This is a genomic window from Geodermatophilus sp. DSM 44513, from assembly GCF_032460525.1.
Classification (GTDB): Bacteria; Actinomycetota; Actinomycetes; order Mycobacteriales; family Geodermatophilaceae; genus Geodermatophilus.
This window is the reverse complement of the sequence record NZ_CP135963.1, coordinates 2,803,949-2,827,010: the sequence shown is the minus strand read 5'-3', so window position 1 is coordinate 2,827,010 and position 23,062 is coordinate 2,803,949. Positions and strand designations below refer to the sequence as shown.

The following is a 23,062-nucleotide window of genomic DNA, read 5'->3' as shown; positions in this document are numbered from 1 at the left end:
GTCCCCTCCGGTCGTCGTACGATCGACGCATCCTTTTCTACGCCTCGTAGAAGGTAACCTCTACGCGACGTAGAAGAGTCCCGGTGTGACCCGGCGGACAGGAGGAGCACGTGGCGTCGCTGGGAGACCTCGAGCGCGCGGTGATGGACCGGCTGTGGTCGGCCGACGGACCGCTGGCCGCGACCGAGCTGCGCGACGGCCTGGCCGGTCGCGGCCTGGCCCTGACCACCGTGCACACCGTGCTGTCCCGGCTGGAGCAGAAGGGCTTCGTCGTGCACGACGAGGGCCGGCCGCGGCGCTTCCGGGCCCGCGGCACCCGCGAGGACCACGCCGCCGAGCTCATGCACGAGGTGCTCGGGCAGGCCGGGGACCGGCAGGCGGTGCTGGCCCGGTTCGTCGGCGGCGTCGACCCCGACGAGGCGAGGCTGCTGCGCGAGCTGCTGGCCGCCGCCGGCCCGGACGAGCCGACCGCCTGACCGGCGCCCGATGCTGCCCGCCACCGCCGCGGCCCTCGCCGTGCTGGCCGCGCTGCTGGCCTGGCCGGTGCCGGCGCTGCTGGCCCGCGCCGGCTGGCCGCGCCGCGACCCGCTGGTCGCGCTGGCCTGCTGGCAGGCGGTCGGGCTGGCCGGCGGCCTGTCGATCATCGGCGCGCTGCTGGTGCACGGGCTGGCGCCGTGGGGCGCCTCGCTGCCCGAGGCGCTGGCGGCGGTGGCCACCGGGCGGCCGGCCGGGACGCCGGTCCGCGGCGACCACTGGACGACGCTGACCCTCGCCGGCGTGCTGGCCACCGAGCTGCTCGGCGTGCTGCTGCTGTCCTGGGTGCGCACGGCGCGCACCCGCCGCCGGCACCGGGAGCTGCTGGAGCTGGTGGTGCAGCCGGCCGCGCTGCCCGACGCCCGGCTGCTGGAGCACCCCGCGCCGGTGGCGTTCTGCATCCCCGGCGCGCGGCCGCTGCTGGTGCTGTCCTCCGGGATGGTCGCCGAGCTGGACGACGCCGCGCTGGCCGCGGTCGTCGCGCACGAGCGGGCGCACCTGCGCGAGCACCACCACCTCTACCTGCTGCCGTTCGTGGCCTGGGAGGCGGCGCTGCCGGTGCTGCCCGCCGCGGCCCGGGCGCACGCCGCGGTGCGCACGCTGGTGGAGATGCGCGCCGACGACGTCGCCCTGGCCTCGCTCCCCGGGCCCGCGCCCCGGCGGACGCTGGCCCGCGCCATCGTGGTCGCGGCCGGCGGCGCCGGTGGAGCGGGGGTGCCGTCCGGGGCGCTCGCCGTGACCGGCAGCGCGGTGGGGGACCGGGTGGTGCGGCTGCTGCGGCCGCCGGCCCCGCTGCCCGGCTGGGCCCGGGCCCTCGCGCTGCTGTCGGCCGGCCTGCTGCTGCTGGCGCCGACCGCCCTGCTGCTCCTGCCCGCGCTGTGGTGACGGACCCTGCCGGTCAGCGGCTGGCCGCGCCCAGGGCGGCCGGGAAGTCGACGCCGGTGAGCCGCGCCGACGCCGCCCACAGCCGCTCGGCCGTGGCCAGGTCGCTGGCGGCCCGGCTGCGGCCGACGAGCGTCGGGTACCCGCGCATCTCCATCGTGCCGTCCGGGCCGGCGTAGCTGCCACCGGGCAGGTCGGCGGTCGCCGCGAACAGCAGCGGCAGGGCGCCCTGCTCGGCGTCCATGGCCAGCAGTCGGTTGCCCACGGCCATGACCGCGTCCTTGACCCGGTTGCCGGTGCGGCTCTGCAGGTTCGTCGCCGACCACCCCGGGTGGGCGGCCAGCGCCCGGACGGGCGACCCGGCCGCGGTGAGCCGGCGCTGCAGCTCCAGGGTGAACAGCAGGTTGGCCAGCTTGGACTGGCCGTAGGCGCGCTCGGGGGAGTAGCGCCGCCGCTCCCAGCTGGGGTCGTCGAGGGAGATCTCGCCCATGCGGTGCGCGCCGGAGGCGACGGTGACCACCCGGTCGGTGACCTGCGGCAGCAGCAGGTTGGTCAGCGCGAAGTGGCCGAGGTGGTTGGTGCCGAACTGCAGCTCGAAGCCGTCGGCGGTGCGGCCGGCCGGGACCATCATGATCCCGGCGTTGTTGACCAGGACGTCCAGCGGCCCGTCCCACCGCTCGGCGAAGGCGCGCACCGAGGCCAGGTCGGCGAGGTCGAGGCGGCGCACCTCGACGTCGCCGGCCAGGCCCGCGGCCACGGCCGTGCCGCGCTCGGGATCCCGGACGGCGAGGACGACCCGGGCGCCCGCGGCGGCGAGCTCCCGGGCGGTGACCAGGCCCAGCCCGCTGGTGGCGCCGGTGACGACGGCGGTGCGGCCGGCCTGGGAGGGGATGTCGGCGGTGGTCCAGCGACTCGTCATGCCGAGTGAATGTAGCCGGTGACAACAATGTGTGCAACGCCTACATCGACTAGCCTGCCCGCCGTGCGGCACCCCGACCAGCCCTACCACCACGGCGACCTGCGCGCGGCGCTGCTGGAGCGCGCGGTCGAGCAGCTGCGCACCGGGTCGCCGGCCGACCTGTCGCTGCGCCGGCTGGCCCGCGACCTCGGCGTCAGCCACGCCGCACCCAGCCGGCACTTCCCCGACCGGCAGGCCTTCCTGGCCGCCCTGGCCGCCGCGGGCTGGCAGCGGCTGGACGCCGAGCTGGCCGCCGCCGACCCAGGGCCGGACGCCGGTCTGCGGCCCCGGGTGCTGGCCCTGGGTCGGGGCTACGTCCGCTTCGCGACGACGGAACCGGCGCTGCTGGAGCTGGTCTTCGCCCGCAAGGGCGCCGGCGAGGCCCCGCACGCCGCCGATGCGGTGTCCGGGCCGGCGCTGGTGGTGGCCGACGCCCAGCGCCGCGGCGAGGTCGTCCCGGGGGACCCGGGGGCGCTGGCCACCGCGCTGTGGGCGGGCCTGCACGGGGTGGCCGCGCTGTCGGTCAGCGGCGCCCTGCCCGGTACGGACGTCGACGCCCTGCTGGTGCGCACGGTGGACACGCTGCTGGACGGTCTCCGCCCGCGCTGAGGCCGTCCCTCCCGACCTGGGTGTTCCGGCTGGTCCGCCCGGGGTAGTGGCAGCGCCCCGCCGTCCGGCCCCGGACGGCGGAGCTCGACGGGGAGGTCGGCGTGGCGGGGAAGAGCGGCAAGGGGAGCGACACGGCGGAGAAGGCGAACGCCAAGGCGGAGGAGGAGGGGAAGAAGAACCCCCGGAAGAGCTCGGCCGCGCAGAGCGAGCTCGGCAAGAAGGGGGGGAAGAAGGGCGGGAAGAAGTCCTGACCGCGGTCCACCGTCGACCTGGCGCCGTGTCGACGGGTCGCCCCTGACCAGCACGCGCGGGAGGATGGGCCGGGCGGGACCTCCGGCCACGGGCGGGACGCGGGCCGCGACGGAGCCTCCGCCGGGAGGGAGGTGCAGGTGTCCGCCGGGCTGTACGTGACCGGCTGCAAACCGGGGACCGGCAAGTCCGCGGTCGCCCTGGGGGTCTTCGAGCTGCTCGCCCGGCGGGTCGGCCGGCTCGGCGTCTTCCGGCCGGTGGTCACCGCGGTCGAGGGCACCGACCGCGTCGTCGACCTGCTGCTCCCGCGGTCCCCGGAGCCGCGGCCGCCGTACGAGGCGTGCCTGGGCGTGCCCTACGCCGACGTCCTCGCCGACGAGGACCGCGCCGTCGCCGAGGTCGTCGCCCGCTACCGGGCCCTGGCCGCCCGCTGCGACCGCGTGCTGGTCGTCGGCACCGACTTCACCGAGGCGGGTGCGGCCGGCGAGCTCGCGCTCAACGCGCGGATCGCGGTCAACCTGGGTCTGCCGGTGCTGGCCGTCGTCTCCGGGCACGACCGGACGGCGGCCGGCACCCGGTCGGCCGCCGACGTCGGGGTGGCCGCGATGCGGTCGGCCGGCTGCGAGGTCGTCGCCGTCGTCGCCAACCGGGTCGACCCGCGGGAGCTCGCCGCGGCACCGGCCACGGCCGCCGGCGGCCTGCCGGTCTGGGCCCTGCCGGAGGCCCCGGTGCTCACTGCCCCGACCGTCGCGGAGATCGCCGAGGCCTGCGACGGCGAGCTGCTGGCCGGCGACCCCGTCACGCTGTCGCGGGAGACCTCCGGAGTGCTGGTGGCGGCCATGACGCTGCCCAACCTGCTCGACCGGCTGGTCGACGGCGTCGTCGTCCTCACCCCCGGCGACCGCGCCGACGTGCTGCTCGGCGTGCTCGCCGCGCACCTCTCCGGCGGGCTGCCGGCACCGGCCGGCGTCGTGCTCACCGGCGGCATCCCGCCGGCGCCCCGGGTGCTCGAGCTGGTCGAGCGGCTGCCCACCGGGCTGCCCGTGGTCCTCACCGCGCAGGACACCTACGCCACCGCGCCGACCGCCGCCGCCGTGCCCGGGCGGATCACGCCGGAGGCCACCCGCAAGGTCGACACGGCGCTGGCGCTGTTCGAGGCGCACGTCGACGGGGCGGACCTGCTCGACCGGGTCGCGGTGGCGCGGCCGCAGGTCCGGACGCCGCTGATGTTCGAGTACGAGCTGCTCGACCGGGCGCGCGCCGACCGCCGGCGGATCGTGCTGCCCGAGGGCACCGACGAGCGCGTCCTGCGCGCGGCGGAGACGCTGCTGCGCCGCGGCGTCGTCGACCTCACCCTGCTCGGCCCGCGGGAGGAGGTCCGCGCCGCGGCCGCCCGCGCCGGCGTCGACGTCGGCGGCGCCCAGCTGGTGGACCCCGCCGACCCGGAGCTGCGCGAGCGCCTCGCCGTCGAGTACGCCCGCCGCCGCGCGCACCGGGGCGTGCCGATGGACGCCGCCCGCGACGTGGTCGTCGACGTCTCCTACGCCGGCACGCTGATGGTCGCCCTCGGGATGGCCGACGGCATGGTCTCCGGCGCGGCGCACACCACCGCGCACACCATCCGCCCGGCCCTGGAGGTGATCCGCACGGTCGAGGGCGTGCCGATCGTGTCCAGCGTCTTCTTCATGTGCCTGGCCGACCGGGTGCTGGTCTACGGCGACTGCGCGGTCAACGTGCACCCCACCGCCGAGCAGCTGGCCGCGATCGCGGTCTCCTCGGCGCGCACCGCCGCGCAGTTCGGCGTGCAGCCGCGGGTGGCGATGCTGTCCTACTCGACCGGGTCCTCCGGCAGCGGGGAGGACGTCGACCGGGTGCGCGCGGCCACCGACCTGGTCCGGCAGCAGGCCCCGGACCTGTCCGTCGAGGGGCCCATCCAGTACGACGCCGCCGTCGACGCCGGCGTCGCGCGCGCCAAGCTCCCCGGCAGCGAGGTGGCCGGCCGGGCGACGGTGTTCGTCTTCCCGGACCTCAACACCGGCAACAACACCTACAAGGCGGTGCAGCGCAGTGCGGGGGCCGTCGCGGTCGGCCCGGTGCTGCAGGGCCTGCGCCGGCCGGTCAACGACCTGTCCCGCGGCGCGACCGTGCAGGACATCGTCACCACCGTCGCCATCACCGCGGTCCAGGCCCAGCAGCAGGACCGGCAGCAGGACCGGCCGTGACGGTCCTGGTGCTCAACGCCGGGTCCTCCTCGCTGAAGTACGCCGTCGTCGACGTCGGCGCCGCGACGTCGCTGGCGTCGGGGCTGGCCGAGCGGGTCGGCCAGCCCACCGGGCGGCTGACCCACCGCGGTGCCGACGGCGCCCCGCGGGTGACCGAGCGCCCGCTGCCGGACCACGCCGCCGCGCTCGGTGCCGCCCTCGACGCCTTCGCCGAGGCCGGGCCGGACCTGTCCGGCGTCGGGCTGACGGCGGTGGCGCACCGCGTCGTGCACGGCGGCACCCGGTTCGCCACGCCGGTGCGCGTGGACGACGGGGTGCTCGCCGCCGTCCGCGACCTCGCGGCGCTGGCCCCGCTGCACAACCCGGTCAACGCGACCGGCATCGAGGTCGCCCGGCGGGCGTTCCCCGGCCTGCCGCACGTGGCGGTGTTCGACACGGCGTTCCACCAGACGCTCCCCGCCCACGCGCACACCTACGCGGTGCCGCGGCAGTGGGCCCGCGACCACGGCGTCCGCCGCTACGGCTTCCACGGCACGTCGCACGCCTACGTGTCGCGGCGGGCCGCCGAGGTGCTGGGCCGCCCGGTCGCCGACACCAACGTGGTCGTGCTGCACCTGGGCAACGGCGCCAGCGCCACCGCGGTCGCCGGCGGGCGCAGCGTGGACACCTCGATGGGCCTCACCCCGCTGGAGGGCCTGGTCATGGGCACCCGCTCCGGCGACGTCGACCCGGCGGTGGTGGCCCACCTGCGCCGGACGGCGGGCCTGGACGCCGACGCCGTCGACCGCGCGCTCAACTCCGCCAGCGGCATGCTGGCCCTGGCCGGGCACAGCGACCTGCGCGAGGTGCACCGGCTGGCCGCGGCCGGCGACGAGGCGGCCGCGCTGGCCCTCGACGTCTTCTGCCACCGCGTCCGCAGGTACGTCGGGGCCTACCTGGCGGTGCTGGGCCGCACCGACGCCGTCGTGTTCACCGCGGGCATCGGGGAGAACGACGCCGTGGTCCGCGCCCGCTCGCTGGCCGGGCTGGAGACGCTGGGCATCGTGGTCGACCACGAGCGCAACGCCGCCCCGTCCCGGGCGGCCCGGGTGGTCTCCGCCGACGGCAGCCCGGTCGCCGTCCTCGTCGTGCCGACCGACGAGGAGCTGGAGATGGCCCGCCAGGCCGCCGAGCTGCTGGCCGGTGGCTGAGCGGGCAGGCTGGCCGGGTGGCCGGCACCGAGGTGACCCCCTTCCGCGTGGACGTGCCGCAGGCCGACGTCGACGACCTGGCCGACCGGCTGCGGCGCACCCGCTGGCCGGTCGCCCAGGACCTCCCCGGGGAGCGCGGCATCCCCCTCGAGCGGGTGCGCGAGCTGGCCGGGCGGTGGGCGTCGGGCTGGGACTGGCGCGCCCAGGAGGCGGCGCTCAACGCCTGGCCGCAGGTCACCACCACGGTCGACGGCACCCGGGTGCACGCGCTGCACGTGCGCTCCCCGGAGCCGGACGCCGTCCCGCTGGTGCTGCTGCACGGCTGGCCGGGCTCGGTGGTGGAGTTCCTGCAGGTGTTCGGCCCGCTCAGCGACCCCGCCGCGCACGGCGGCGACCCGGCCGACGCGGTGCACCTCGTCGTCCCCTCGCTGCCCGGCTACGGCTTCTCCGGTCCGACGCCGGACGGCGGGTGGACGCCGGCCCGGATGGCCCGCGCGGTCGCCGAGCTGGTCGCCCGGCTCGGGTACGACCGCTACGTCGTCCACGGCGGCGACTGGGGCTCCCACGTCGGGCGCGACCTCGCCGCCGCCGACGCGGCGCACGTCGCCGGGCTGCACGTGACCATGGTCCCGGGGCCGGCGCCCGACGGGGACCCGGTCGCCGAGGCCAGGGCGGCGCGCTACGCCCGCGAGCTGTCCGGCTACGCCAAGGTGCAGGGCACCCGGCCGCTGTCGCTGGCGCCGGCGCTGACGGACTCACCGGCCGGGCTGCTGGCCTGGGTCGCCGAGCGGTTCGCCGAGTGGACCGACCCGGCCAGTGCCGTGGACGACGACCGGCTGCTCACCAACACGGCCGTCTACTGGTTCACCCGCACCGGGCCGTCGTCGGCGCAGCTGTACTGGGAGCGGGCGCACGCCCCGGTGCCGGGCTGGTCGCGGGACGTGCCGACCGGCGTGGCGGTGCTCCCGCACGACCTGTTCCGGCCGGTCCGCGCGGCGGTGGCCGAGGTGGTCGACCTGGTGTCGTGGACGGAGTTCCCGCGCGGCGGGCACTTCGCGGCGATGGAGGTGCCCGACCTGCTCGTCGAGGAGCTGCGGCGGTTCGTCCGCGTCGTCAGCCGCTGACCGGTCGGCCGTCCTCGCCGGCGCGCAGCCGGTTGACGGTGGCCTGCAGTCGCTCGCTGTCGGCCCGGGCGTCGGCCAGCTCGTCCTGCAGGCCGAGGATGACCTCCGCGGAGGCCAGCGTGTGCCCGTCGTCCAGCAGCTGGCGCAGCCGGGCGGCCAGGGTGAGCTGGTGGCGGGAGTAGCGGCGGTGCCCGCCGGGGGAGCGGTGCGGCTGCAGGACCCCGGCGATGTCCAGGCTGCGCAGGAAGGCCGCCTGGACACCGAGCAGCGCCGCGGCCTGGCTCATGGTCAGCGCCGGGTAGTCCGGGTCGTCGAGGCGCCCCACCGGGTCACCGGCGTCGGGTCCGGGTCTGGTCATGGCGGTCCCCCGGTCCCGGGTGGTGCGGGACGCACGAGGGCCGGGTCCGTGCGGACCCGGCCCTCGCAGGCGCCGACGTCGATCAGCTCTCGACCGACTTCTGCTGGGACGACTCGCCCTCGATGGTGCGGTGCTCGACCGTCGCCGGGGTGTCGGCGCGGGTGACCGTGATCTTGCGGGAGCGGGCCTTCTCGGCGACCGGGATGCTCACGGTCAGCACGCCGTCGTGGTAGCTGGCCTCCAGCCGCTCGGTGTCCAGGCTCCGGCCGAGGACGAGCTGGCGGGTGTAGCTGCCGTACGGGCGCTCCGCGATCGCCCACTCGGCGTTCTCCAGCTGCGGTACCGAGCGCTCGGCGGTGACGGTCAGTGTGGTGCCCTCGACCTGCAGGTCGATCGAGCCGGGGTCCACGCCGGGCAGGTCGAAGTGGGCGACGAAGTTGTCACCGACGCGGTAGGCGTCCATCGGCATGCCCGACAGCGGGCGGGCGGTCAGCGACCCGGCCCGGCCGGCGAGCTGGTCCAGCGCGCGGAAGGCGGCGGACGTGGCGGCGAACGGGTCGTAGGCGGTCAGCATGGCCATGGCTGTGCACCCTCCTGGGATCGTGCTGTTCGGTTCGCTGCCCGAGGTGGATCTCTCGCGGCGACTGGAGATTACCTCGGTCACGCACTCTGGTAAACGTCCATCGCGCACAGGTGTTCCCGGCCCCGTCCCACGTCCCGGTCCGTGGTCGTCGGGCCTGCCCGCCCGCGCGTGATCTCCCGCCCGTCGGGGCAGGACAGGTCCGTGGACGACAACGGAGCAGCCCGGACGCCGGGGGGACCCGAGCAGCAGCGGCGCGGCGACGCGGAGCCGGAGGTGGTCACCGCCCTGGACGGCGACGTCGCGACGTCGACCGTCCACGGCGAGTTCACCGAGGGGGCCCGCCGGCCGCTGGTCCGCACCATCACCGACCTGCTGCTCGGCCGGCCGGACCTGCGGCAGGTCCGGCTGGACCTGCGCGGGGTCACCTACCTCAACTCCGCCGGCATGGCGGTGCTCGTGCAGCTGCAGAAGCTCTGCCAGCCGCGCGGGGTGGAGGTCGTGCTGGTGTCCCCGCCGTCGGTGGTCGCCCGGCCGCTGCAGCTGTCCGGTCTGTGGCTGCGCTTCTCCGTGGAGCAGCAGCCGGCCCTGGCCGACGACCGGGTCGACCGGGAGGGCGGCGGCTGAGTCCCGGTGTCGGGCGGTCCCGGCGGGGGGTGGGCTCCTAGCCTGACCGGGTGCCACCGAGCCACCCCCACAGCCACGGTCCCGACCCGGACGCCCCGCCGCCGAGCCCGGAGGTCCTCACCCGCCGCCGGCGGGCGGTGTGGCTCATGCTGCTGCTGCTCGTGCCGGTCGGGCTGGCCACGGTGGTCGGCCTGGTGGTGCTGTGGCCCGGCGACGGGCCGACCCGCGCCGAGCAGGCCGCCCAGCTGTTCCTCCCGCCGGGCACCACCTACCCGGAGGGGCGGGTCACCACCGTCGAGCCGCTGGACTGCTCCCTGCCCGGCGGGGAGGGCCAGCCGGCGCAGCAGCTGACCTGCGCCACCGTGGTCGTGGAGGTCCTCGACGGCGACGGCGCGGGGGACTTCCAGGAGCTCGAGCTCCCCGCCGAGGTCTACTCCGCCGGGGTCGACGTCGGCGACGTCCTGGTGCTCACCCGGGACGCCGCGGTGGAGGGCGCCGGTCAGTACGCCTTCTTCGACTACGACCGCGACGTGCCGATCGTCGCGCTCACGGTCGCCTTCGCCGTCGTCACCGTGGCCGTCGCCCGGCTGCGCGGGCTGGCCGCCCTGGTCGGGCTGGCGTTCGCCTTCGCCGTGCTGCTGCAGTTCCTGCTGCCCGGGCTGCTCGGGGACTCCTCGCCGACGCTGGTCAGCCTGGTCGGCTCGGCGGCCATCATGTTCGTCGTCCTCTACCTGGCGCACGGTTTCTCCGCGCGGACGACGACGGCGCTGGTCGGCACGCTGTTCGGGCTGGCGCTGGTGGCCGTGCTCGGGGCGGTGTCGGTGGCCACGGCCCGGCTGACCGGGCTGACCACGGAGGAGACCACCACGCTGCTGCAGTACGACCCGGCCATCGACTTCTCCGGGCTGGTGCTGGCCGGCGTGGTGGTCGCCGGGCTGGGCGTGCTCAACGACGTGACGATCACCCAGGCGTCGGCGATCTGGCAGCTGCACGAGGTCGACCCGACCATGGGCGGGCGGGAGCTCTACCGGCGCGGGATGGCGGTCGGCCGCGACCACATCGCCTCCACCGTCTACACCATCGTGTTCGCCTACGCCGGGGCCTCGCTGCCGCTGCTCATGCTCTTCGAGGTCTACGCCCAGCCGTGGGACGTCGTCCTGACCAGCTCGGCGCTGGCCGAGGAGGTGATCCGCACGCTGGTCGGCTCCATCGCGCTGGTCCTCGCCGTGCCGGTGACCACCGCGGCCGGCGCCTTCTTCGCCACGGCCGCCGGCACCGCGGCCGGCGCGGCGACCGAGCGGCGGGTGACCGCCCTGCGCGCCCGGTTCGCCCGGTGAGCGCCGACCGGCCCCGCGCCGAGCCGCTGCTCACCGCCGCCCGCGCCGCCCCGGGGTTCATGCCCGACGACGAGGGGACGGCGCTGTACGAGGCCGCCCGCGCGGTCGCCGTCCCCGGGCCGCTGCTGGAGGTGGGCAGCTGGCTGGGCCGCTCGGCGCTGTACCTGGCCGCCGCCGCGCGGGAGACCGGCCGGGTGGTGGTGACCGTCGACCACCACCGCGGGTCGGAGGAGCACCAGCCCGGCTGGGAGTACCACGACCCGTCGCTGGTCGACCCCGCCGTCGGGCTGCTGGACACCCTGCCGCGGTTCCGCCGCACGATCGCCGACGCGCACGCCGAGGACGTCGTCATCGCCGTCGTCGGCCGCTCGGAGGCGGTCGCCGCGCTGTGGGCCACGCCGCTGGCACTGCTGTTCCTCGACGGCAGCCACACCGAGGAGTCCGCCCGCCGCGACGAGGACGCCTGGGTGGCCACGCTGGCCGTCGGCGGCGCGCTGGCCATCCACGACGTCTTCCCCGACCCCGCCGACGGCGGGCAGGCGCCCTACGGCGTCTACACCCGCGTGCTGGCCTCGGGGGACTTCACCGAGCTGCCCGGCACCGGCTCGCTGCGGCTGCTGCGCCGTGACCGCTGAGGCCCCGCCCCGGCCGCCACCGCTCCCGTGATCATCGTCGAGTGGCTGTCCCCGCCCGCGGTGTAGTCATTCGGTTGTTGCAACGCCCCTTCGATGGTGGTGGTGATGGCCGGATGCCGGGACGTCGGTTGGACGTAGGTGAGCGCCTGCAGATCGAGGCGCTGTGGCGAGCGGGCCAGGAGATCCCGCAGATCGCAGTGTTGACCGGCCGGCATCGGTCGACGGTGTGGCGGGAGCTGCAGCGCAACCACTCCTATCGGCATGGTCACAAGAACCCGGCCGGACGCAGCACGGCCCGCCCGGCCGGGCGGGGCGGGCTGTACCGGTGGGGCTATCTGGCCGGCCGCGCTCAGGAACGGGCAGCCGCCCGGGCGCGGCGGCCCAAGCCGGCCAAGCTGGGACCGGGCACGGCCCTGCGGGCGGAGGTGCTCCAGCGGCTGCGGCAACGGCACTCACCGCGCCAGATCGCCCACGGCCTGCCCCGGGAGCATCCGGGCGCGGCAGGCTGGGCCGTGTCGCACGAGACGATCTACCAGGCCATCTACGTCCAAGGCCGGGGCAGCCTGCGCGCCGAGCTGGCCGACCAGGTGGCGCTGCGCTCCGGACGCGCCCATCGCCGCGCGCGCCGGATACCCGGTGGGGCGGTGCGCTCGGCGCGGGCCTGGGCCACCCCGTAGTTCCACCTCTCCGCCCGCCCCGCCGAGGCCGCCGACCGGGCCGTGCCCGGCCACTGGGAAGGTGACCTGGTCATCGGCGCGCGCGGCGCTTCGGCGATCGTCACCCTCGTGGAGCGCTCCACCCGCTACGTGATGCTCGGCGCGCTCCCCGGCGGCCGCGCCTCCGAGGCCGTCATCGACGTCCTGTCCACCCTCGCCCAGCGCCTCCCGCAACACCTGCTGCGCTCGCTGGCCTGGGACCTGGGCCCGGAGCTGGCCGGCCACGCCGGCTTCACTGTGGCCACCGGCTGCCCGGTGTTCTTCTGCGACCCGCACTCACCCTGGCAGCGCGGCAGCAACGAGAACACCAACGGCTTGCTCCGCCAGTACTTCCCCCGCTCGACCACCGACTTGCGCACCTGGACCCAAGAGGCCCTCGACGACGTCGCCGCCGAACTCAACGGCCGCCCCCGCGAAACCCTCGGCTGGCACACTCCCGCCGAGAAGCTCAACGAGCTCCTCGTTGCAACAGCCGCTTGAAGGCGCCCGCGTGTCGGGCAGCCACCCGCCGATGGTCACGGGGCGGGCGGACGATGGCCGGGTGACCGAGGACGACCCGCTCGCCCGCGCCCGTGCGGAGACGCTGGCCCAGATCGCCGCGCTGACCGGCGAGTTCGACGCCGTGGTCGACGCCTCGCGGGCGTCCAACGCCGACGACGAGCACGACCCGGAGGGCGCCACCATCGCCTTCGAGCGCCAGCAGGTCGTCGCGCTGCTGGCGGCGGCGCGCCGGCGGCTGGCCGACGTCGAGGCGGCGCTGGAGCGGCGCGCGGCCGGCGGCTACGGCGTGTGCGAGACCTGCGGCCGGCCGATCGCGCCGGAGCGGCTGGCCGCCCGCCCCGCGGCGCGCACCTGCATCACCTGCGCCCGCTGACGGCTCCCTCGCAGGGGCCCGCTGCGAGCTCGCGAGCGGTGGGGGGCGAGGGGGTCCTCTCTCAGCTGACGTAGCGGCGTGCGGTCGAGGTGCGCTGGGCGTGCTCCAGCGCGGCGAAGCGGGCCTCGGCGTGGGCGGGCAGCACCCGCCGCTCGCGCAGCACCCAGGGGACCCCGCGGACGGCGGCCAGCAGCCCCTGCGCGGTCACCCGGTCGCGGGGCAGGGTGGCCAGCAGGTGCCCGGTGCGGCGCAGCGCGGGTCGGACCGGGCGGCGCAGCCACGTCGTCCACAGGGTGTTGCGGATGCCGTCGCGGCGCCGCCGGTGGGAGTCGCGGACCCTCGACGCCCGGTGGTGCACGGTGAGTGCCGGCAGGTAGCACAGCTCCCACCCGGCGGCGGCCAGGTCGCCGGCCATCAGCTCCTCCTCGCCGCCCAGCCACAGCCGCGCGCAGAAGCCACCGACCTCGGTGAACGCGGCCCGCCGCAGCACCGAGGCCCCGGCGAGGAAGGAGCCCAGCGCCGGGCCGGGCAGCCAGTCCGCGCCGCGCACGGGGGAGTCCCGCAGCTCGGGCACGATCGGGTCCTCGCGGCCGCCGGGCTCGACGAGGATCCGGGCGGTCACCACCGCGAGCCGCGGGTGGGCGTCCAGCACGTCCGCGGCGGTGCGCAGCGAGCCCGGGTCCCACCAGGTGTCGTCGTCGCAGAAGGCCACGTAGGGGGTGTCCACCCGGGCCACGCCCACGTTGCGGCCGACCGCCCCGAGGTTGTCCGGGCTGGCGACCAGCTCCACCTGCGGGAAGCGCTCGGCGATCGCGGCCGCCGTCCCGTCCGTGGAGCCGTTGTCCACGACGACGACGTGCGGCTGCTCGGGCAGCGTCACCAGCCGGGACAGCGCGCCGAGCACCTCCTCGCGCCGCTGGTGGGTGATGACCACGACCGACACCCGCGGGTCGCGGCCGGTGCCCGTCTCCTGCCGGCGGGGCTGGGTCGCCGTCACGACGACGCCAGCACGCGCAGGTCCGCGCGCACCCGCTCCGGCACGACCCGGCGGCGGCGCAGCGCGGACGGCACCTCGGGCAGCGCGCGCAGCAGGCCCCGCCGCTCCGGACCGGTGCGCAGCGCGGTCAGCGCCAGCCGTCCGACCTCCGGCCAGGGCCGCCGCATGACGGCGGTCAGCAGCCGGCTGCGCCAGATCGCCGTCCGCCGCACCTCCGGGGCGGACCGCTTCGTCGAGGGGTGGTGGTGCACGGTGACGGAGTCGACGTAGGCGATGCCCCAGCCGGCGGCGGCCAGGTCCAGCGACAGCCGCTCCTCCTCGCCGGGGAAGCGGACGACGGGGTCGAAGCCGCCGACGGCGAGGAAGGCCGCGGTGCGCACCATCGCCCCGCAGGCGATGAAGCCCATCAGCGCCGGCCCGGGCAGGTCCTCCGGGGTGCCCAGCGGGCTGCGGGCCAGCTCCGCGCAGAAGGAGTCCAGCCGCTCCTCGGGGCCGACCAGGATGCGCGCGTTCAGCACCGCCAGCCGCGGGTGGGCGCGCATGACCTGCACCGCGCGGGCCAGGTCGCCCGGTGCCCACCAGGAGTCGTCGTCGGCGAAGGCGACGAACTCGGTGCCGGCGCGCTCGACGCCGAGCGTGCGGGCGTGCGAGCCGACGTTGCGCTCCAACGGGAGCACGGTGACCTCCGGCAGGGCCGCGCGCACCGCCGCCACGGTGCCGTCGGTCGAGGCGTTGTCGACCAGCACCACCGGCGCCTCGTGGCGGGGGAGGGTGGCCAGCAGGTCCTCGCGGCGGTTCCGGCTCATGACGACGACGGCGAGGTCGGGGGCGCTCACGGCACCCCGGTGCCCGCGCCGCCGGGCAGCCAACCCGCCGTCTCCGGTGAACTCTGCGTGCCCGGCAGCGCCCCCGGGTCGGTGAACAGGCCCGACGCGCCGGTGGCACCGGAGAGCGCGTCGGCGGCGAGGACGACGGCGGCCGCGGTCCACGTCGTGCGCTCCACCGGCCAGCGGGCGTCGTCGGGCCAGACGTAGCCGGTCCAGTACGAGCCGTCGTCCGCCCGCAGGTGCTGCACCGCCGCGACCTGCTCCAGGGCGGCGTCCGGCCGGCCTGCGGCGGCCAGCGCCAGCGCCAGCTCGCAGGTCTCCGCGCCGGTCACCCACGGCCGGTCGGCGACGCAGCGGACGCCCAGCCCGGGGACGACGAACCGGTCCCGGTCCGCGGCCAGCCGGGCGTCGGCCGCCGCACCCGTGACCGCCCCGCCGAGCACCGGGTAGTACCAGTCCATGGCGTACCGCGACCGGTCGGCGAACGCCTCCGGCCGGGTGCGCAGCGCGGTGCCCAGCCCGGTGAGGGCCAGCTCCCAGTCCGGCTGCGGCTCCCCGGTCAGGCCGGCCAGGGCCACGCCGCAGCGCAGCGCCTGGAACAGGCTGGCGTTGCCGGTGAGCAGCGCGGTGTCGTCCGCGGTGCCGTCCGGGCGCAGCGCCCAGCCGACCGCGCCGCCGGGCAGCTGCATGCGGGTGACCAGGTCCAGGCCGCGCCGCACGGCCGGCCAGAGCCCGGTGACGAGCTCCGCGTCGCCGGTGCACAGCCAGCCGTGCCAGACGCCGACGGCGAGGTAGCCGGCGTGGTTGCTCTCCGCCGCGCCCGGGGACACCTCGGCGCCGTCCCGGTACTCCGCCGCCCACGACCCGTCCGGCCGCTGCCGGCGGGCCAGCCAGCGGTAGGCCGCGCGGGCCCGGGCGTGCTCGCCGCCCACGTCGAGGGCCATGGCGGCCTCCACCATGTCCCACGGGTCCAGCTGCCCGCCGCGGAACCAGGGCAGCGCGCCGTCGGCGGACTGCTCGGCGGCGATCGCGGCCACCGTCGCGCGCACCTGGCCGGCGCTGAGCACGCCGGGCAGCTCGGGCAGCTCAGACAGCGGTCCGCTCCGGTTCGGCCGCGACGGGGACCGGGACGGCGGGCTTGTCGGCGTAGACCACCAGGCTCTTGCCGAGCACCGGGTCCAGCAGCCGCTCCGCGACCCGGGTCGGCCACGGGCGGCGGGTCAGGTCCCAGACCAGCAGCCGGTGGTAGGCGCGCACGGCGGCCGGCTCGCGGTCCACGCCGACGGCGCACCTCAGCCACCAGTACGGCGCGTGCAGCGCGTGCGCGTGGTGCTGGGCGCCCGGCACCAGCCCGGCGTCGGACAGCCGCGCCCGCAGCGCGTGGCCCCGGTAGATGCGCACGTGCCCGCCCTCGTTGGCGTGGTAGGCGTCCGACAGCGCCCAGCACACCCGCTCGGGCCCGTACCGCGGCACGGTGACCGCCACGGTGCCGCCGGGCCGCAGCACGCGGGCGATCTCGGCGATCGCGGTCGCGTCGTCCGGGACGTGCTCGAGCACCTCCGCGGCGATCACCCGGTCGACGCTGGCGTCGGGGAGGGGCAGCGCCAGCAGGTCGCCGCGCACCACCGCGGAGCGCGCGCCCGCCCGGGCCTCCCCGGCCGCCGCGATCGCGCCCAGCCAGCGCTTCGTCGTCGCCACCTCCTCCGCGCCCCGGTCGAGGGCGAGCACCCGGGCGCCGCGCCGGAGGGCCTCGAAAGCGTGCCGGCCCTCGCCGCAGCCGAGGTCCAGGACGGTCGTGCCCGGCCGCACGTCGAGCCGGTCGTAGTCCACCGTCAGCACCGGCCGCGCGTCCGTCCCAGCACCTCGCGGTACCACTCCGCCGTCCGCTCCGCGGTCGAGCGCCAGGTGTAGGAGGCCAGCGCCCGGCGCCGCCCGGCCCGGCCCAGCTGCTCGGCCAGCGCGGGGTTCTCCAGCACCAGCCGCAGCGCCGCGGTGAGCTCGTCGACGTCCCCCGCGCGGGTGCGCAGCCCCGCCTGGGTGCCCACCACCTCCGGCAGCGCGCCGGCGTCGGTGGTGACCAGGGCGGTGCCGCAGGCCATGGCCTCCACCGCGGGCAGCGAGAACCCCTCGTACAGGGACGGGACGGCCACGGCGGCGGCCGACTGCAGCAGCCGGACCAGGTCGGCCTCCGGCAGCGCGCCGGTGAACCGGACGGCGCCGCGCAGGGCCAGCCGGTCCAGCGCCGCCTCGGCCGGCCCGCCGGGCCGCGCGGTGCCGACGACGGTGAGCCGCACCGGCCGCTCGGTGCGCAGCTTGGCCACCGCCTCCAGCAGGTGGACCAGCCCCTTGAGCGGCACGTCGGCGCTGGTGGTGACCACGACCGAGTCCGGGTCGCGGGGCCGGCCGGGCGGCGGGGGGCTGAAGACGGCGGGGTCGATGCCCACCGGGACGACGCGGACGCGCCCGGCCGGGACGCCGAGGCGGGTCTCGATGTCGCGTCGGGAGCTCTCCGACACCGTGGTGATGCCGTGCAGCTGCGGGGCCACGCGGGCCTGCATGCGGGTGAAGCCGTACCAGCGGCGCAGCGTCAGCCGCCGGCGCGCCGACGGGGCGGCGGCCAGCTCCAGGTCCCGGTCGACGGCGACCGGGTGGTGCACGGTGGCCACGGTCGGGATCCCTGCGCGCACCAGCCGCAGCAGGCCCGACCCCAGGCTCTGGTTGTCGTGCACCACGTCGACCTCGGCGGCGCGGGGGAGCAGCAGCCGGGCCGCGCGCAGGCTGAACGTCCGCGGCTCCGGGAAGCCCGCGGTGCACATCGTCGCCCACTCGAGCAGGTCGGTGCGGTCGCGGAACTCCGACGGCCGCGGGGTGCGGAACGGGTCGGGCTCCCGGTAGAGGTCCAGGCTGGGCAGCCGGGTCAGCGGCACGCCGTCGTCCAGCTCGGGGTAGGGCTGCCCGCTGACCACGGTGACCGCGTGGCCCAGCGCGGTGAGCTCGCGGGACAGGGCCCGCACGTAGACGCCCTGCCCGCCGCTGTGCGGCTTGCTCCGGTAGGACAGCAGTGCGATGCGCAGCGGCCGTCCCATGGCCGGCGACTCTAGCCAGGAGCCGGCACCGCGCCGTGCGAGAGCCCTGGGCTGCGCTGGGCCGGGGCGCCTGACAGGATCGCGGCCGTGCTGCGCCACGTCGTCCTGTTCACCTGGTCCGACGACGCCGACGAGGAGCGCCGGGAGCAGACCCTGGCCGCCCTGCGCCGGCTGCCCGAGGAGGTCGGTGGGATGACCGCCTTCGCCGTCGGCCCGGACGCCGGGCTGCGCCCGGGCAACGCGCACACCGCGCTGGTCGCCGACTTCCCGGACGTCGAGGCCTGGCGGCGCTACGCGGAGGACCCGGTGCACCTGCAGGTGATCGCCGACCACGTCACCCCGGTCCTCGCCGCGCGCACCGCCGTCCAGTACGAGGTCTAGCAGGGGGCGGGCCTGCCGCCCGTCCGGCTGCGGGCCCGAGCGCGACGGCGGGGTTACCGTCGGTGGCATGCAGCGACTCCACCGTGCCCGCCGGACCACGCTCGTCGCCTCCGGACTGCTCGCCGGTGCGGTGCTGACCGGCTGCGCGTCCGGCGCCGACGTCCGGGAGGCCGCGGCCACCGGCTCGCCGTCGCCGTCGCCGTCGGTCGAGGTGTCGGCCGCGACGCCCGCCGCCGCCGACCTGGCCGCCGGCCTGCTGCCGGCGGACGCCTTCGGGCCCGGTGCCCGGGTGCTCCCGGTCAGCGGCGAGCAGCTGCTGTCCCGGGGGGCGCTGCTCCCGGCCGGGTTGCCGGCGGACGTGCAGGTCACCCCGGAGGCCTGCGCCGCCGCACTGCGGGTGCTGCCGATGGTCCAGCCACCTGCCGCGGAGGGCCCCGCCGCCGACGACCTCGCCGCGCAGGTCGCCGTCTCCGGCAGCACGTACACCGCCGAGCTGCTCGCCGTCGCCGGCCCGGCCGCCGGGCTGGTCGGCGAGGTCCCCGCGCTGGTCGGGCGGTGCCCGCAGGTGCAGGTGAGCGCTCCCGGGCACGGCACCGCGACGGTCGACCTGGCCACCGTCGAGGTCCCCGACCTCGGTGAGGACGCGGTGGGCGTCGCGGTCGGCGTCACCGCCACCGGGCCGGACGGTGCGCCGGTCACCGCTGCCGGCCTGGTCGGGCTGGTGCGCGACGGGGACCGGGTGCTCGTGCTGGCCACCGGCGACCGCACCGGGACCCCGCCGGACCGCGCGGCGTTCACCGCGCTGCTCGAGCAGGCCGTCACCGCGGCGCGGTAGGAGACCCCCCACGCCTCGCCTCCTGGGGACGGGCCCCTGGAGGCCGGCCGGGGTGGGCGTCCACAGCCGCCCGGCCGGTCCACAGATCCCGTGACGGTGGCTGCCGGAGGCCCGGCGGGCGCCAGGGTCGCGGCATGGACGACCCCACGCCACCTCTGGTGCGCCTCTCCGAGCCCGCCGACGTCCTCAGCGCGCTGCCGTACCTGATCGGCTTCCACCCGCAGGAGTCCGTGGTCGTGGTCGCGCTCGGCGGGGACACCGGCAACCGGGTGTGCCTCACCGCCCGCGCCGACCTGCCCGACCGCGCGACCTCACCCGAGGTCGCGCGCGACCTGGCCCGCCGGGTGGCCACCGAGGACCCGGCCGGCGTCGTGGTCGCCGTCGTCACCGCGTCGCCGGACGAGCACGACCGCCGGCCCGGCGGCGACCCGCGCGCCGGGCTGCCGCACCGCGGGGTGGTGCACGACGTCGTCGCCGCCCTGGCCGACGAGGGCATCCCGGTGCGGGACGCCCTGCTCCTGCGCGGCGGCCGCTGGTGGTCCTACGACTGCCCGGAGCCGTGCTGCGTCCCCGGCGCCGGCACGGCGCTGCCCGGCGGCGTGCCCGCGCTCGCGGCCGCCTCGGTGGCGGCCGGCCAGGTGGTCGCCCGCGACCGCGGGGAGCTCGAGGGGCGGATCGCCCCGGTCGACGGCGCGGCGCGGGCCGCGATGGAGGCGGTCACCTGGCGGCTGGTGGACCGCCGCGCCCACGCCGCCCGCGAGGACCCGGACGCCGAGGCCCGCCGTTCGTGGGACGCGCTGCTGGCGGCGCTGCGCCGCTGCGGGCCGGGCGGGAGCCGGCTCCCGGACCGCCAGGTCGCCGGGGTGCTGTGGGCGCTGGCCGACGTCCGGGTGCGTGACCGGGCGCTCGGCCTGGCCCTGGGGGAGGACGCGCCGGCCGCCGAGCTGCTGTGGACCGAGTGCACCCGTCGCGCCCCCGCTCCGCTGGACGCCGCCCCGGCCACGCTGCTCGCGGTGAGCGCGTGGCTGCGTGGGGACGGCGCGATGGCCGGTGTCGCACTGCAGCGGGCGCTGGACAGCCGCCCCACCTACCGGCTGGCGCAGCTGCTCGCCGAGGGGCTGGCCGCCTGCCTGCCGCCGCGCGAGCTGCGCACCCTCGTCACGACGGTGACCGCCGACCCCGACGCGCTGTGGGCCGCCGGGTGAGCCGCCCTCACAGCAGCTCGGGGCGCCGCCACTGCTCGCCGTGCACGTGCTCGGCCAGGAAGGCCAGCACCGTGTCGTACCAGACGCGGTGGTTGCCGGGGTGCAGCACCCAGTGGTTCTCGTCGGGGAAGTACAGGAACCGGGAGGGCACGCCGCGCTTCTGCAGGTCGTACCACAGGCGCAGCGCCTCACCGATCGGCACCCGGTAGTCCCGGTCGCCGTGGATGACCAGCACCGGCGTCCGGATGGCGTCGGCGGCGCGGTGCGGCGAGTTCGCCTCGTAGCGCTCCGGCCGCTGCACCGGGTCGCCCCACTCCTTCTCCCAGTAGTAGGCCGCGTCGGTGGTGCCCACGAACGAGTCCAGGTCCCACAGGCTGGCGTGGGTGACGATCGCGGCGAACCGGTCGGTCCGGGTGGCGATCCAGTTGGCCATGTAGCCGCCGAAGGAGCCGCCCATCGCGGCGGTGCGCGACCCGTCGACCTCCGGGCGCGCCACGGCGGCGTCCACGGCCGCCATCAGGTCGGTGTAGGGCGCTCCGCCCCACTCGCCCCAGCCGCGGCGGACGAAGTCCTGCCCGTAGCCCTGCGACAGCGCCGGGTCCGGCAGCAGGACGGCGTAGCCCCGCGCCGCCATCACCCACGGGCACCAGCGCCACGACCAGGCGTTCCAGCTCATCAGCGGCCCACCGTGCACCCACAGCAGCAGCGGCGCCGGCTGCTCCGCCGACGCGCCCTCCGGCAGCACCAGCCAGGAGTGCACCGGGATGCCGTCGGCGGCGGTGGCCTCGACCTCGTGCAGCGTGCCGGGCAGCGCCGACGCCGGCGCGGGGGACAGCAGCGGCCCGGGGTGCTGGCCGGTCGCCTCCGGGTCCAGCCGCACCGGCGTCGGGGGCTCGTCGTAGGCCGAGCGCAGCGCGTACAGGGCGCTGCCGTCGCGGGCCACCTGCAGGTCGCTGTAGGCGCCGTCGGTGGTCATCCGCACCGGGTCGCCGCCGGCCACGGGCACGCGGAACAGCGCGTGCCGGCCGCCGTCGTCGGCGAGGAAGTACACCGTCGTCGCGTCGGCGCCGAACTGCGGCGCCGACGGCCAGCGGTCGAAGCCGGCGGTGAGGTCGCGGGTCTCCCCGCTCGCGACGTCGACGTGCAGCAGGGTGTAGTCCGGCGGCTCCTCCCAGGTCGACGTCGACTCCCGTACGCAGATGACGGCGCTCCCGTCGGGGGCGAAGCGGGGCGAGTGCACGTCGGCGGCCGGGTCGTCGACCAGTACGCGGGCCTGACCGGTCGCGGTGTCGAGCAGGACCACCCGCTCGCGCCGGCCGGCGGGGCCGTCGGGCACGGACTCCACCCGCACCAGGGCGCGCCCGTCGGGGGACAGGTCCAGGTCGCCGCCGGCGCCCGCGGGCGGGACGGCGTCCGGCGTGAGGTCGCGCAGCGCGACGGCGGGTCGCTCCCCACCGGCGGCGGGGTCGGCCGGCAGCGCGCCGGCCCAGAACACGTGCGGGGTGGCCGGCCCCAGGTCGCTGTCCCAGTACCGCACCGGGTAGGCCTCGTGCAGGATCGCGGTCACCCCGGCGTCGGTGCGCCGCTTGCGCCGCGCCGCGTCGTCCTCGGCGTCGGCGGCACCCGGCACGGCCGAGGCGGTGACGACCACGTCGCCGGTGTCCGCGGCGACGGCCACCCCGCCGATCCCGCCGGGGTGGGCGAGCACTGGGCGGGCCTCGCCGCCGTCGGCGGGCAGCGCCCACAGCGCGGGCTTCGGCTCCTCGTCGTCGCCCGTGGCCGAGGGGTCGGGACGGGCGGAGGTGAACAGCAGCGACCCGTCGGGCGCCCACACCGGCGCGGACTCACCGCGCGCGCCGCGGGTGAGCCGCCGGGCCGGGCGCCGCCCCTGCGGGTCGACCTCCCACAGCGCGGACTGCCACGTCTTGCCCTCGGGGTCCAGCGTCTGCACCCCGACGGCCAGCCGCCGCCCGTCCGGCGACAGGGCCAGCCCGCCGACCCGGGGGAGCGCGACGAAGGCGGCGAGGTCGGCGAAGGGGTCGGCGGGGGCGGCGGTCTCGGCGCCGGTCGGCTCGCTCACCCCGCCCACCGTAGGAGCCGGGGGCCCTCCCTCAGCGCAGGGGGGCCGCCTCCACGGGGGCGAGCTCCTCGTCGAGGGCGCTGACGAACACGTGCTGGGCGACCCCGGCCGGCAGCACGGCGCCGTCCAGGCTGATCGACCCGGCGGTGAGCTGCGCGACGGCGGTCATGCCGGGCCGCAGGCCCTGGGCGGCGAGCTGCCGCATCCGCTCGCTGTCCTCCTGCAGCTGCTCGCTGATCCGCCTGATCTCCACCCGGCGCCCCTCGGGCGTGGCCGTGGTCGACAGCAGGGTCAGGGAGTCCAGCACCGCGGAGGTCTCCCCGCCGAGGGCGTCCAGCCCCGGGATCGGGTTGCCGAACGGGGACACGGTCGGGTTGCCGAGCAGGGTGAGCAGCTTGCGCTCCACGGCCTCGCTCATGACGTGCTCCCAGCGGCACGCCTCCTCGTGCACGTCGGCGTAGTCCAGGCCGATGACGTCGACGAGCAGGCACTCGGCCAGCCGGTGCTTGCGCATCACCGCGGTGGCCAGCTGCCGGCCGGACTCCGACAGCTGCAGGTGCCGGTCGCCCTCGACGGTGAGCAGGCCGTCGCGCTCCATGCGGGCGACCGTCTGGCTGACCGTCGGGCCGCTCTGGTGCAGCCGCTCGGCGATCCGCGCGCGGAGGGGAACGATGCCCTCCTCCTCCAGCTCGAAGATCGTCCGGAGGTACATCTCGGTGGTGTCGATGAGGTCGTTCACAGCTCTCCTCCGTGTCG

At 77.2% G+C, this 23,062-nt stretch carries 24 protein-coding genes and 1 pseudogene; 15 read left to right on the top strand and 10 right to left on the bottom strand.

All coding sequences use genetic code 11. The annotated features are described in order from the left end of the window. Positions 1-110 precede the first annotated feature (110 nt). The gene (locus RTG05_RS13675; RefSeq protein WP_166529112.1) at positions 111-476 is read left to right on the top strand and encodes a BlaI/MecI/CopY family transcriptional regulator; all 366 of its coding nucleotides are present in this window, start codon (positions 111-113) and stop codon (positions 474-476) included. 10 nt (positions 477-486) lie between these two features. Beyond that, entirely contained in the window at positions 487-1,419 is a 933-nt protein-coding gene (locus RTG05_RS13670; RefSeq protein ID WP_166529111.1) for a M48 family metalloprotease, read from the top strand. A 13-nt stretch (positions 1,420-1,432) separates the two neighbouring features. Here RTG05_RS13670 and RTG05_RS13665 read toward each other — a convergent pair whose 3' ends face one another. Next, entirely contained in the window at positions 1,433-2,335 is a 903-nt protein-coding gene (locus tag RTG05_RS13665) for an oxidoreductase (RefSeq protein ID WP_166529110.1), read from the bottom strand. A gap of 63 nt (positions 2,336-2,398) precedes the next feature. Here RTG05_RS13665 and RTG05_RS13660 point away from each other — a divergent pair, with 63 nt between their 5' ends. From RTG05_RS13660 to RTG05_RS13640, 5 genes are all read left to right on the top strand, one after another. Continuing rightward, positions 2,399-2,983: a TetR/AcrR family transcriptional regulator gene (locus RTG05_RS13660; RefSeq protein ID WP_208104946.1), complete on the top strand. Its 585-nt coding sequence runs from the start codon at positions 2,399-2,401 to the stop codon at positions 2,981-2,983. 101 nt (positions 2,984-3,084) lie between these two features. Beyond that, positions 3,085-3,234 (top strand): hypothetical protein, encoded by a 150-nt coding sequence (locus RTG05_RS13655; RefSeq protein ID WP_166529108.1) that lies wholly within the window; start codon positions 3,085-3,087, stop codon positions 3,232-3,234. A gap of 138 nt (positions 3,235-3,372) precedes the next feature. After that, positions 3,373-5,454 (top strand): phosphate acetyltransferase, encoded by a 2,082-nt coding sequence (gene pta, locus RTG05_RS13650; protein ID WP_166529107.1) that lies wholly within the window; start codon positions 3,373-3,375, stop codon positions 5,452-5,454. Further along, positions 5,451-6,644 carry an acetate/propionate family kinase gene (locus RTG05_RS13645; protein ID WP_166529106.1) on the top strand — a complete coding sequence of 398 codons (1,194 nt, stop codon included), beginning with the start codon at positions 5,451-5,453 and terminating at the stop codon, positions 6,642-6,644. Before pta ends, RTG05_RS13645 begins: the two co-directional genes overlap by 4 nt. Positions 6,645-6,661: 17 nt before the next feature. Continuing rightward, positions 6,662-7,768: an epoxide hydrolase family protein gene (locus RTG05_RS13640; RefSeq protein WP_208104944.1), complete on the top strand. Its 1,107-nt coding sequence runs from the start codon at positions 6,662-6,664 to the stop codon at positions 7,766-7,768. Here the strand turns inward: RTG05_RS13640 and RTG05_RS13635 are convergent. Both RTG05_RS13635 and RTG05_RS13630 read right to left on the bottom strand, forming a co-directional pair. Next, positions 7,758-8,126 (bottom strand): helix-turn-helix domain-containing protein, encoded by a 369-nt coding sequence (locus RTG05_RS13635; RefSeq protein ID WP_166529105.1) that lies wholly within the window; start codon positions 8,124-8,126, stop codon positions 7,758-7,760. The two genes, RTG05_RS13640 and RTG05_RS13635, sit on opposite strands and share 11 nt — an antisense overlap. 82 nt (positions 8,127-8,208) lie before the next feature. Then, entirely contained in the window at positions 8,209-8,706 is a 498-nt protein-coding gene (locus RTG05_RS13630) for an Hsp20/alpha crystallin family protein (protein WP_166529104.1), read from the bottom strand. A 204-nt stretch (positions 8,707-8,910) separates the two neighbouring features. On the opposite strand from RTG05_RS13630, the gene RTG05_RS13625 reads away from it, so the two are divergent. From RTG05_RS13625 to RTG05_RS13600, 5 genes and pseudogenes are all read left to right on the top strand, one after another. Further along, positions 8,911-9,333 carry an STAS domain-containing protein gene (locus RTG05_RS13625; RefSeq protein ID WP_166529103.1) on the top strand — a complete coding sequence of 141 codons (423 nt, stop codon included), beginning with the start codon at positions 8,911-8,913 and terminating at the stop codon, positions 9,331-9,333. Between the two features lie 50 nt (positions 9,334-9,383). Continuing rightward, positions 9,384-10,670: a YibE/F family protein gene (locus RTG05_RS13620; protein ID WP_166529102.1), complete on the top strand. Its 1,287-nt coding sequence runs from the start codon at positions 9,384-9,386 to the stop codon at positions 10,668-10,670. After that, the gene (locus RTG05_RS13615) at positions 10,667-11,305 is read left to right on the top strand and encodes a class I SAM-dependent methyltransferase (RefSeq protein WP_166529101.1); all 639 of its coding nucleotides are present in this window, start codon (positions 10,667-10,669) and stop codon (positions 11,303-11,305) included. Before RTG05_RS13620 ends, RTG05_RS13615 begins: the two co-directional genes overlap by 4 nt. A 113-nt stretch (positions 11,306-11,418) precedes the next feature. Next, positions 11,419-12,501: pseudogene (locus RTG05_RS22385) on the top strand (IS30 family transposase). A 61-nt stretch (positions 12,502-12,562) separates the two neighbouring features. Then, positions 12,563-12,895, top strand: coding sequence for a TraR/DksA family transcriptional regulator (locus RTG05_RS13600; protein ID WP_315911875.1), 333 nt, complete (start codon positions 12,563-12,565; stop codon positions 12,893-12,895). A gap of 61 nt (positions 12,896-12,956) precedes the next feature. Here the strand turns inward: RTG05_RS13600 and RTG05_RS13595 are convergent, their stop codons facing one another. Genes RTG05_RS13595 through RTG05_RS13575 form a run of 5 tightly spaced genes read right to left on the bottom strand, consistent with a single transcriptional unit; the run spans position 12,957 to position 17,805 of the window. After that, on the bottom strand, positions 12,957-13,892 hold the full coding sequence (locus RTG05_RS13595) for a glycosyltransferase family 2 protein (RefSeq protein WP_166529098.1): 936 nt from the start codon (positions 13,890-13,892) through the stop codon (positions 12,957-12,959). Further along, on the bottom strand, positions 13,889-14,728 hold the full coding sequence (locus RTG05_RS13590) for a glycosyltransferase family 2 protein (RefSeq protein WP_166529097.1): 840 nt from the start codon (positions 14,726-14,728) through the stop codon (positions 13,889-13,891). The genes RTG05_RS13595 and RTG05_RS13590 overlap by 4 nt, the downstream gene beginning before the upstream one ends. Next, positions 14,725-15,786: a prenyltransferase gene (locus tag RTG05_RS13585; RefSeq protein ID WP_315911874.1), complete on the bottom strand. Its 1,062-nt coding sequence runs from the start codon at positions 15,784-15,786 to the stop codon at positions 14,725-14,727. Before RTG05_RS13585 ends, RTG05_RS13590 begins: the two co-directional genes overlap by 4 nt. A 19-nt stretch (positions 15,787-15,805) precedes the next feature. Next, the gene (locus tag RTG05_RS13580) at positions 15,806-16,558 is read right to left on the bottom strand and encodes a class I SAM-dependent methyltransferase (RefSeq protein ID WP_166529096.1); all 753 of its coding nucleotides are present in this window, start codon (positions 16,556-16,558) and stop codon (positions 15,806-15,808) included. Then, positions 16,552-17,805: a glycosyltransferase family 4 protein gene (locus RTG05_RS13575; RefSeq protein WP_208104943.1), complete on the bottom strand. Its 1,254-nt coding sequence runs from the start codon at positions 17,803-17,805 to the stop codon at positions 16,552-16,554. Before RTG05_RS13575 ends, RTG05_RS13580 begins: the two co-directional genes overlap by 7 nt. Before the next feature lie 87 nt (positions 17,806-17,892). On the opposite strand from RTG05_RS13575, the gene RTG05_RS13570 reads away from it, so the two are divergent. The 3 genes from RTG05_RS13570 to RTG05_RS13560 all read left to right on the top strand — a co-directional run bounded on the left by RTG05_RS13570 (position 17,893) and on the right by RTG05_RS13560 (position 20,226). Next, complete coding sequence (locus RTG05_RS13570) at positions 17,893-18,186, top strand: Dabb family protein (protein WP_166529095.1); 294 nt, start codon at positions 17,893-17,895, stop codon at positions 18,184-18,186. Positions 18,187-18,253: 67 nt separating this feature from the next. Then, positions 18,254-19,021 (top strand): hypothetical protein, encoded by a 768-nt coding sequence (locus RTG05_RS13565; protein ID WP_166529094.1) that lies wholly within the window; start codon positions 18,254-18,256, stop codon positions 19,019-19,021. A gap of 134 nt (positions 19,022-19,155) precedes the next feature. After that, entirely contained in the window at positions 19,156-20,226 is a 1,071-nt protein-coding gene (locus RTG05_RS13560) for a DUF4192 domain-containing protein (RefSeq protein ID WP_166529093.1), read from the top strand. A 7-nt stretch (positions 20,227-20,233) separates the two neighbouring features. Here the strand turns inward: RTG05_RS13560 and RTG05_RS13555 are convergent, their stop codons facing one another. Beyond that, complete coding sequence (locus RTG05_RS13555; RefSeq protein WP_315911873.1) at positions 20,234-22,306, bottom strand: S9 family peptidase; 2,073 nt, start codon at positions 22,304-22,306, stop codon at positions 20,234-20,236. A 31-nt stretch (positions 22,307-22,337) separates the two neighbouring features. Next, on the bottom strand, positions 22,338-23,045 hold the full coding sequence (locus RTG05_RS13550) for an iron-dependent transcriptional repressor DtxR (RefSeq protein ID WP_166529091.1): 708 nt from the start codon (positions 23,043-23,045) through the stop codon (positions 22,338-22,340). Positions 23,046-23,062 lie beyond the last annotated feature (17 nt).

Bases quoted from the DNA above. Each gene is read 5' to 3' on its own strand.
- RTG05_RS13565 (WP_166529094.1), top strand. From the start codon at position 18,254: ATGCAGCGACTCCACCGTGCCCGCCGGACCACGCTCGTCGCCTCCGGA.
- RTG05_RS13575 (WP_208104943.1), bottom strand. From the start codon at position 17,805: ATGGGACGGCCGCTGCGCATCGCACTGCTGTCCTACCGGAGCAAGCCG.
- RTG05_RS13630 (WP_166529104.1), bottom strand. From the start codon at position 8,706: ATGGCCATGCTGACCGCCTACGACCCGTTCGCCGCCACGTCCGCCGCC.
- RTG05_RS13665 (WP_166529110.1), bottom strand. From the start codon at position 2,335: ATGACGAGTCGCTGGACCACCGCCGACATCCCCTCCCAGGCCGGCCGC.
- RTG05_RS13560 (WP_166529093.1), top strand. From the start codon at position 19,156: ATGGACGACCCCACGCCACCTCTGGTGCGCCTCTCCGAGCCCGCCGAC.
- RTG05_RS13670 (WP_166529111.1), top strand. From the start codon at position 487: ATGCTGCCCGCCACCGCCGCGGCCCTCGCCGTGCTGGCCGCGCTGCTG.
- RTG05_RS13635 (WP_166529105.1), bottom strand. From the start codon at position 8,126: ATGACCAGACCCGGACCCGACGCCGGTGACCCGGTGGGGCGCCTCGAC.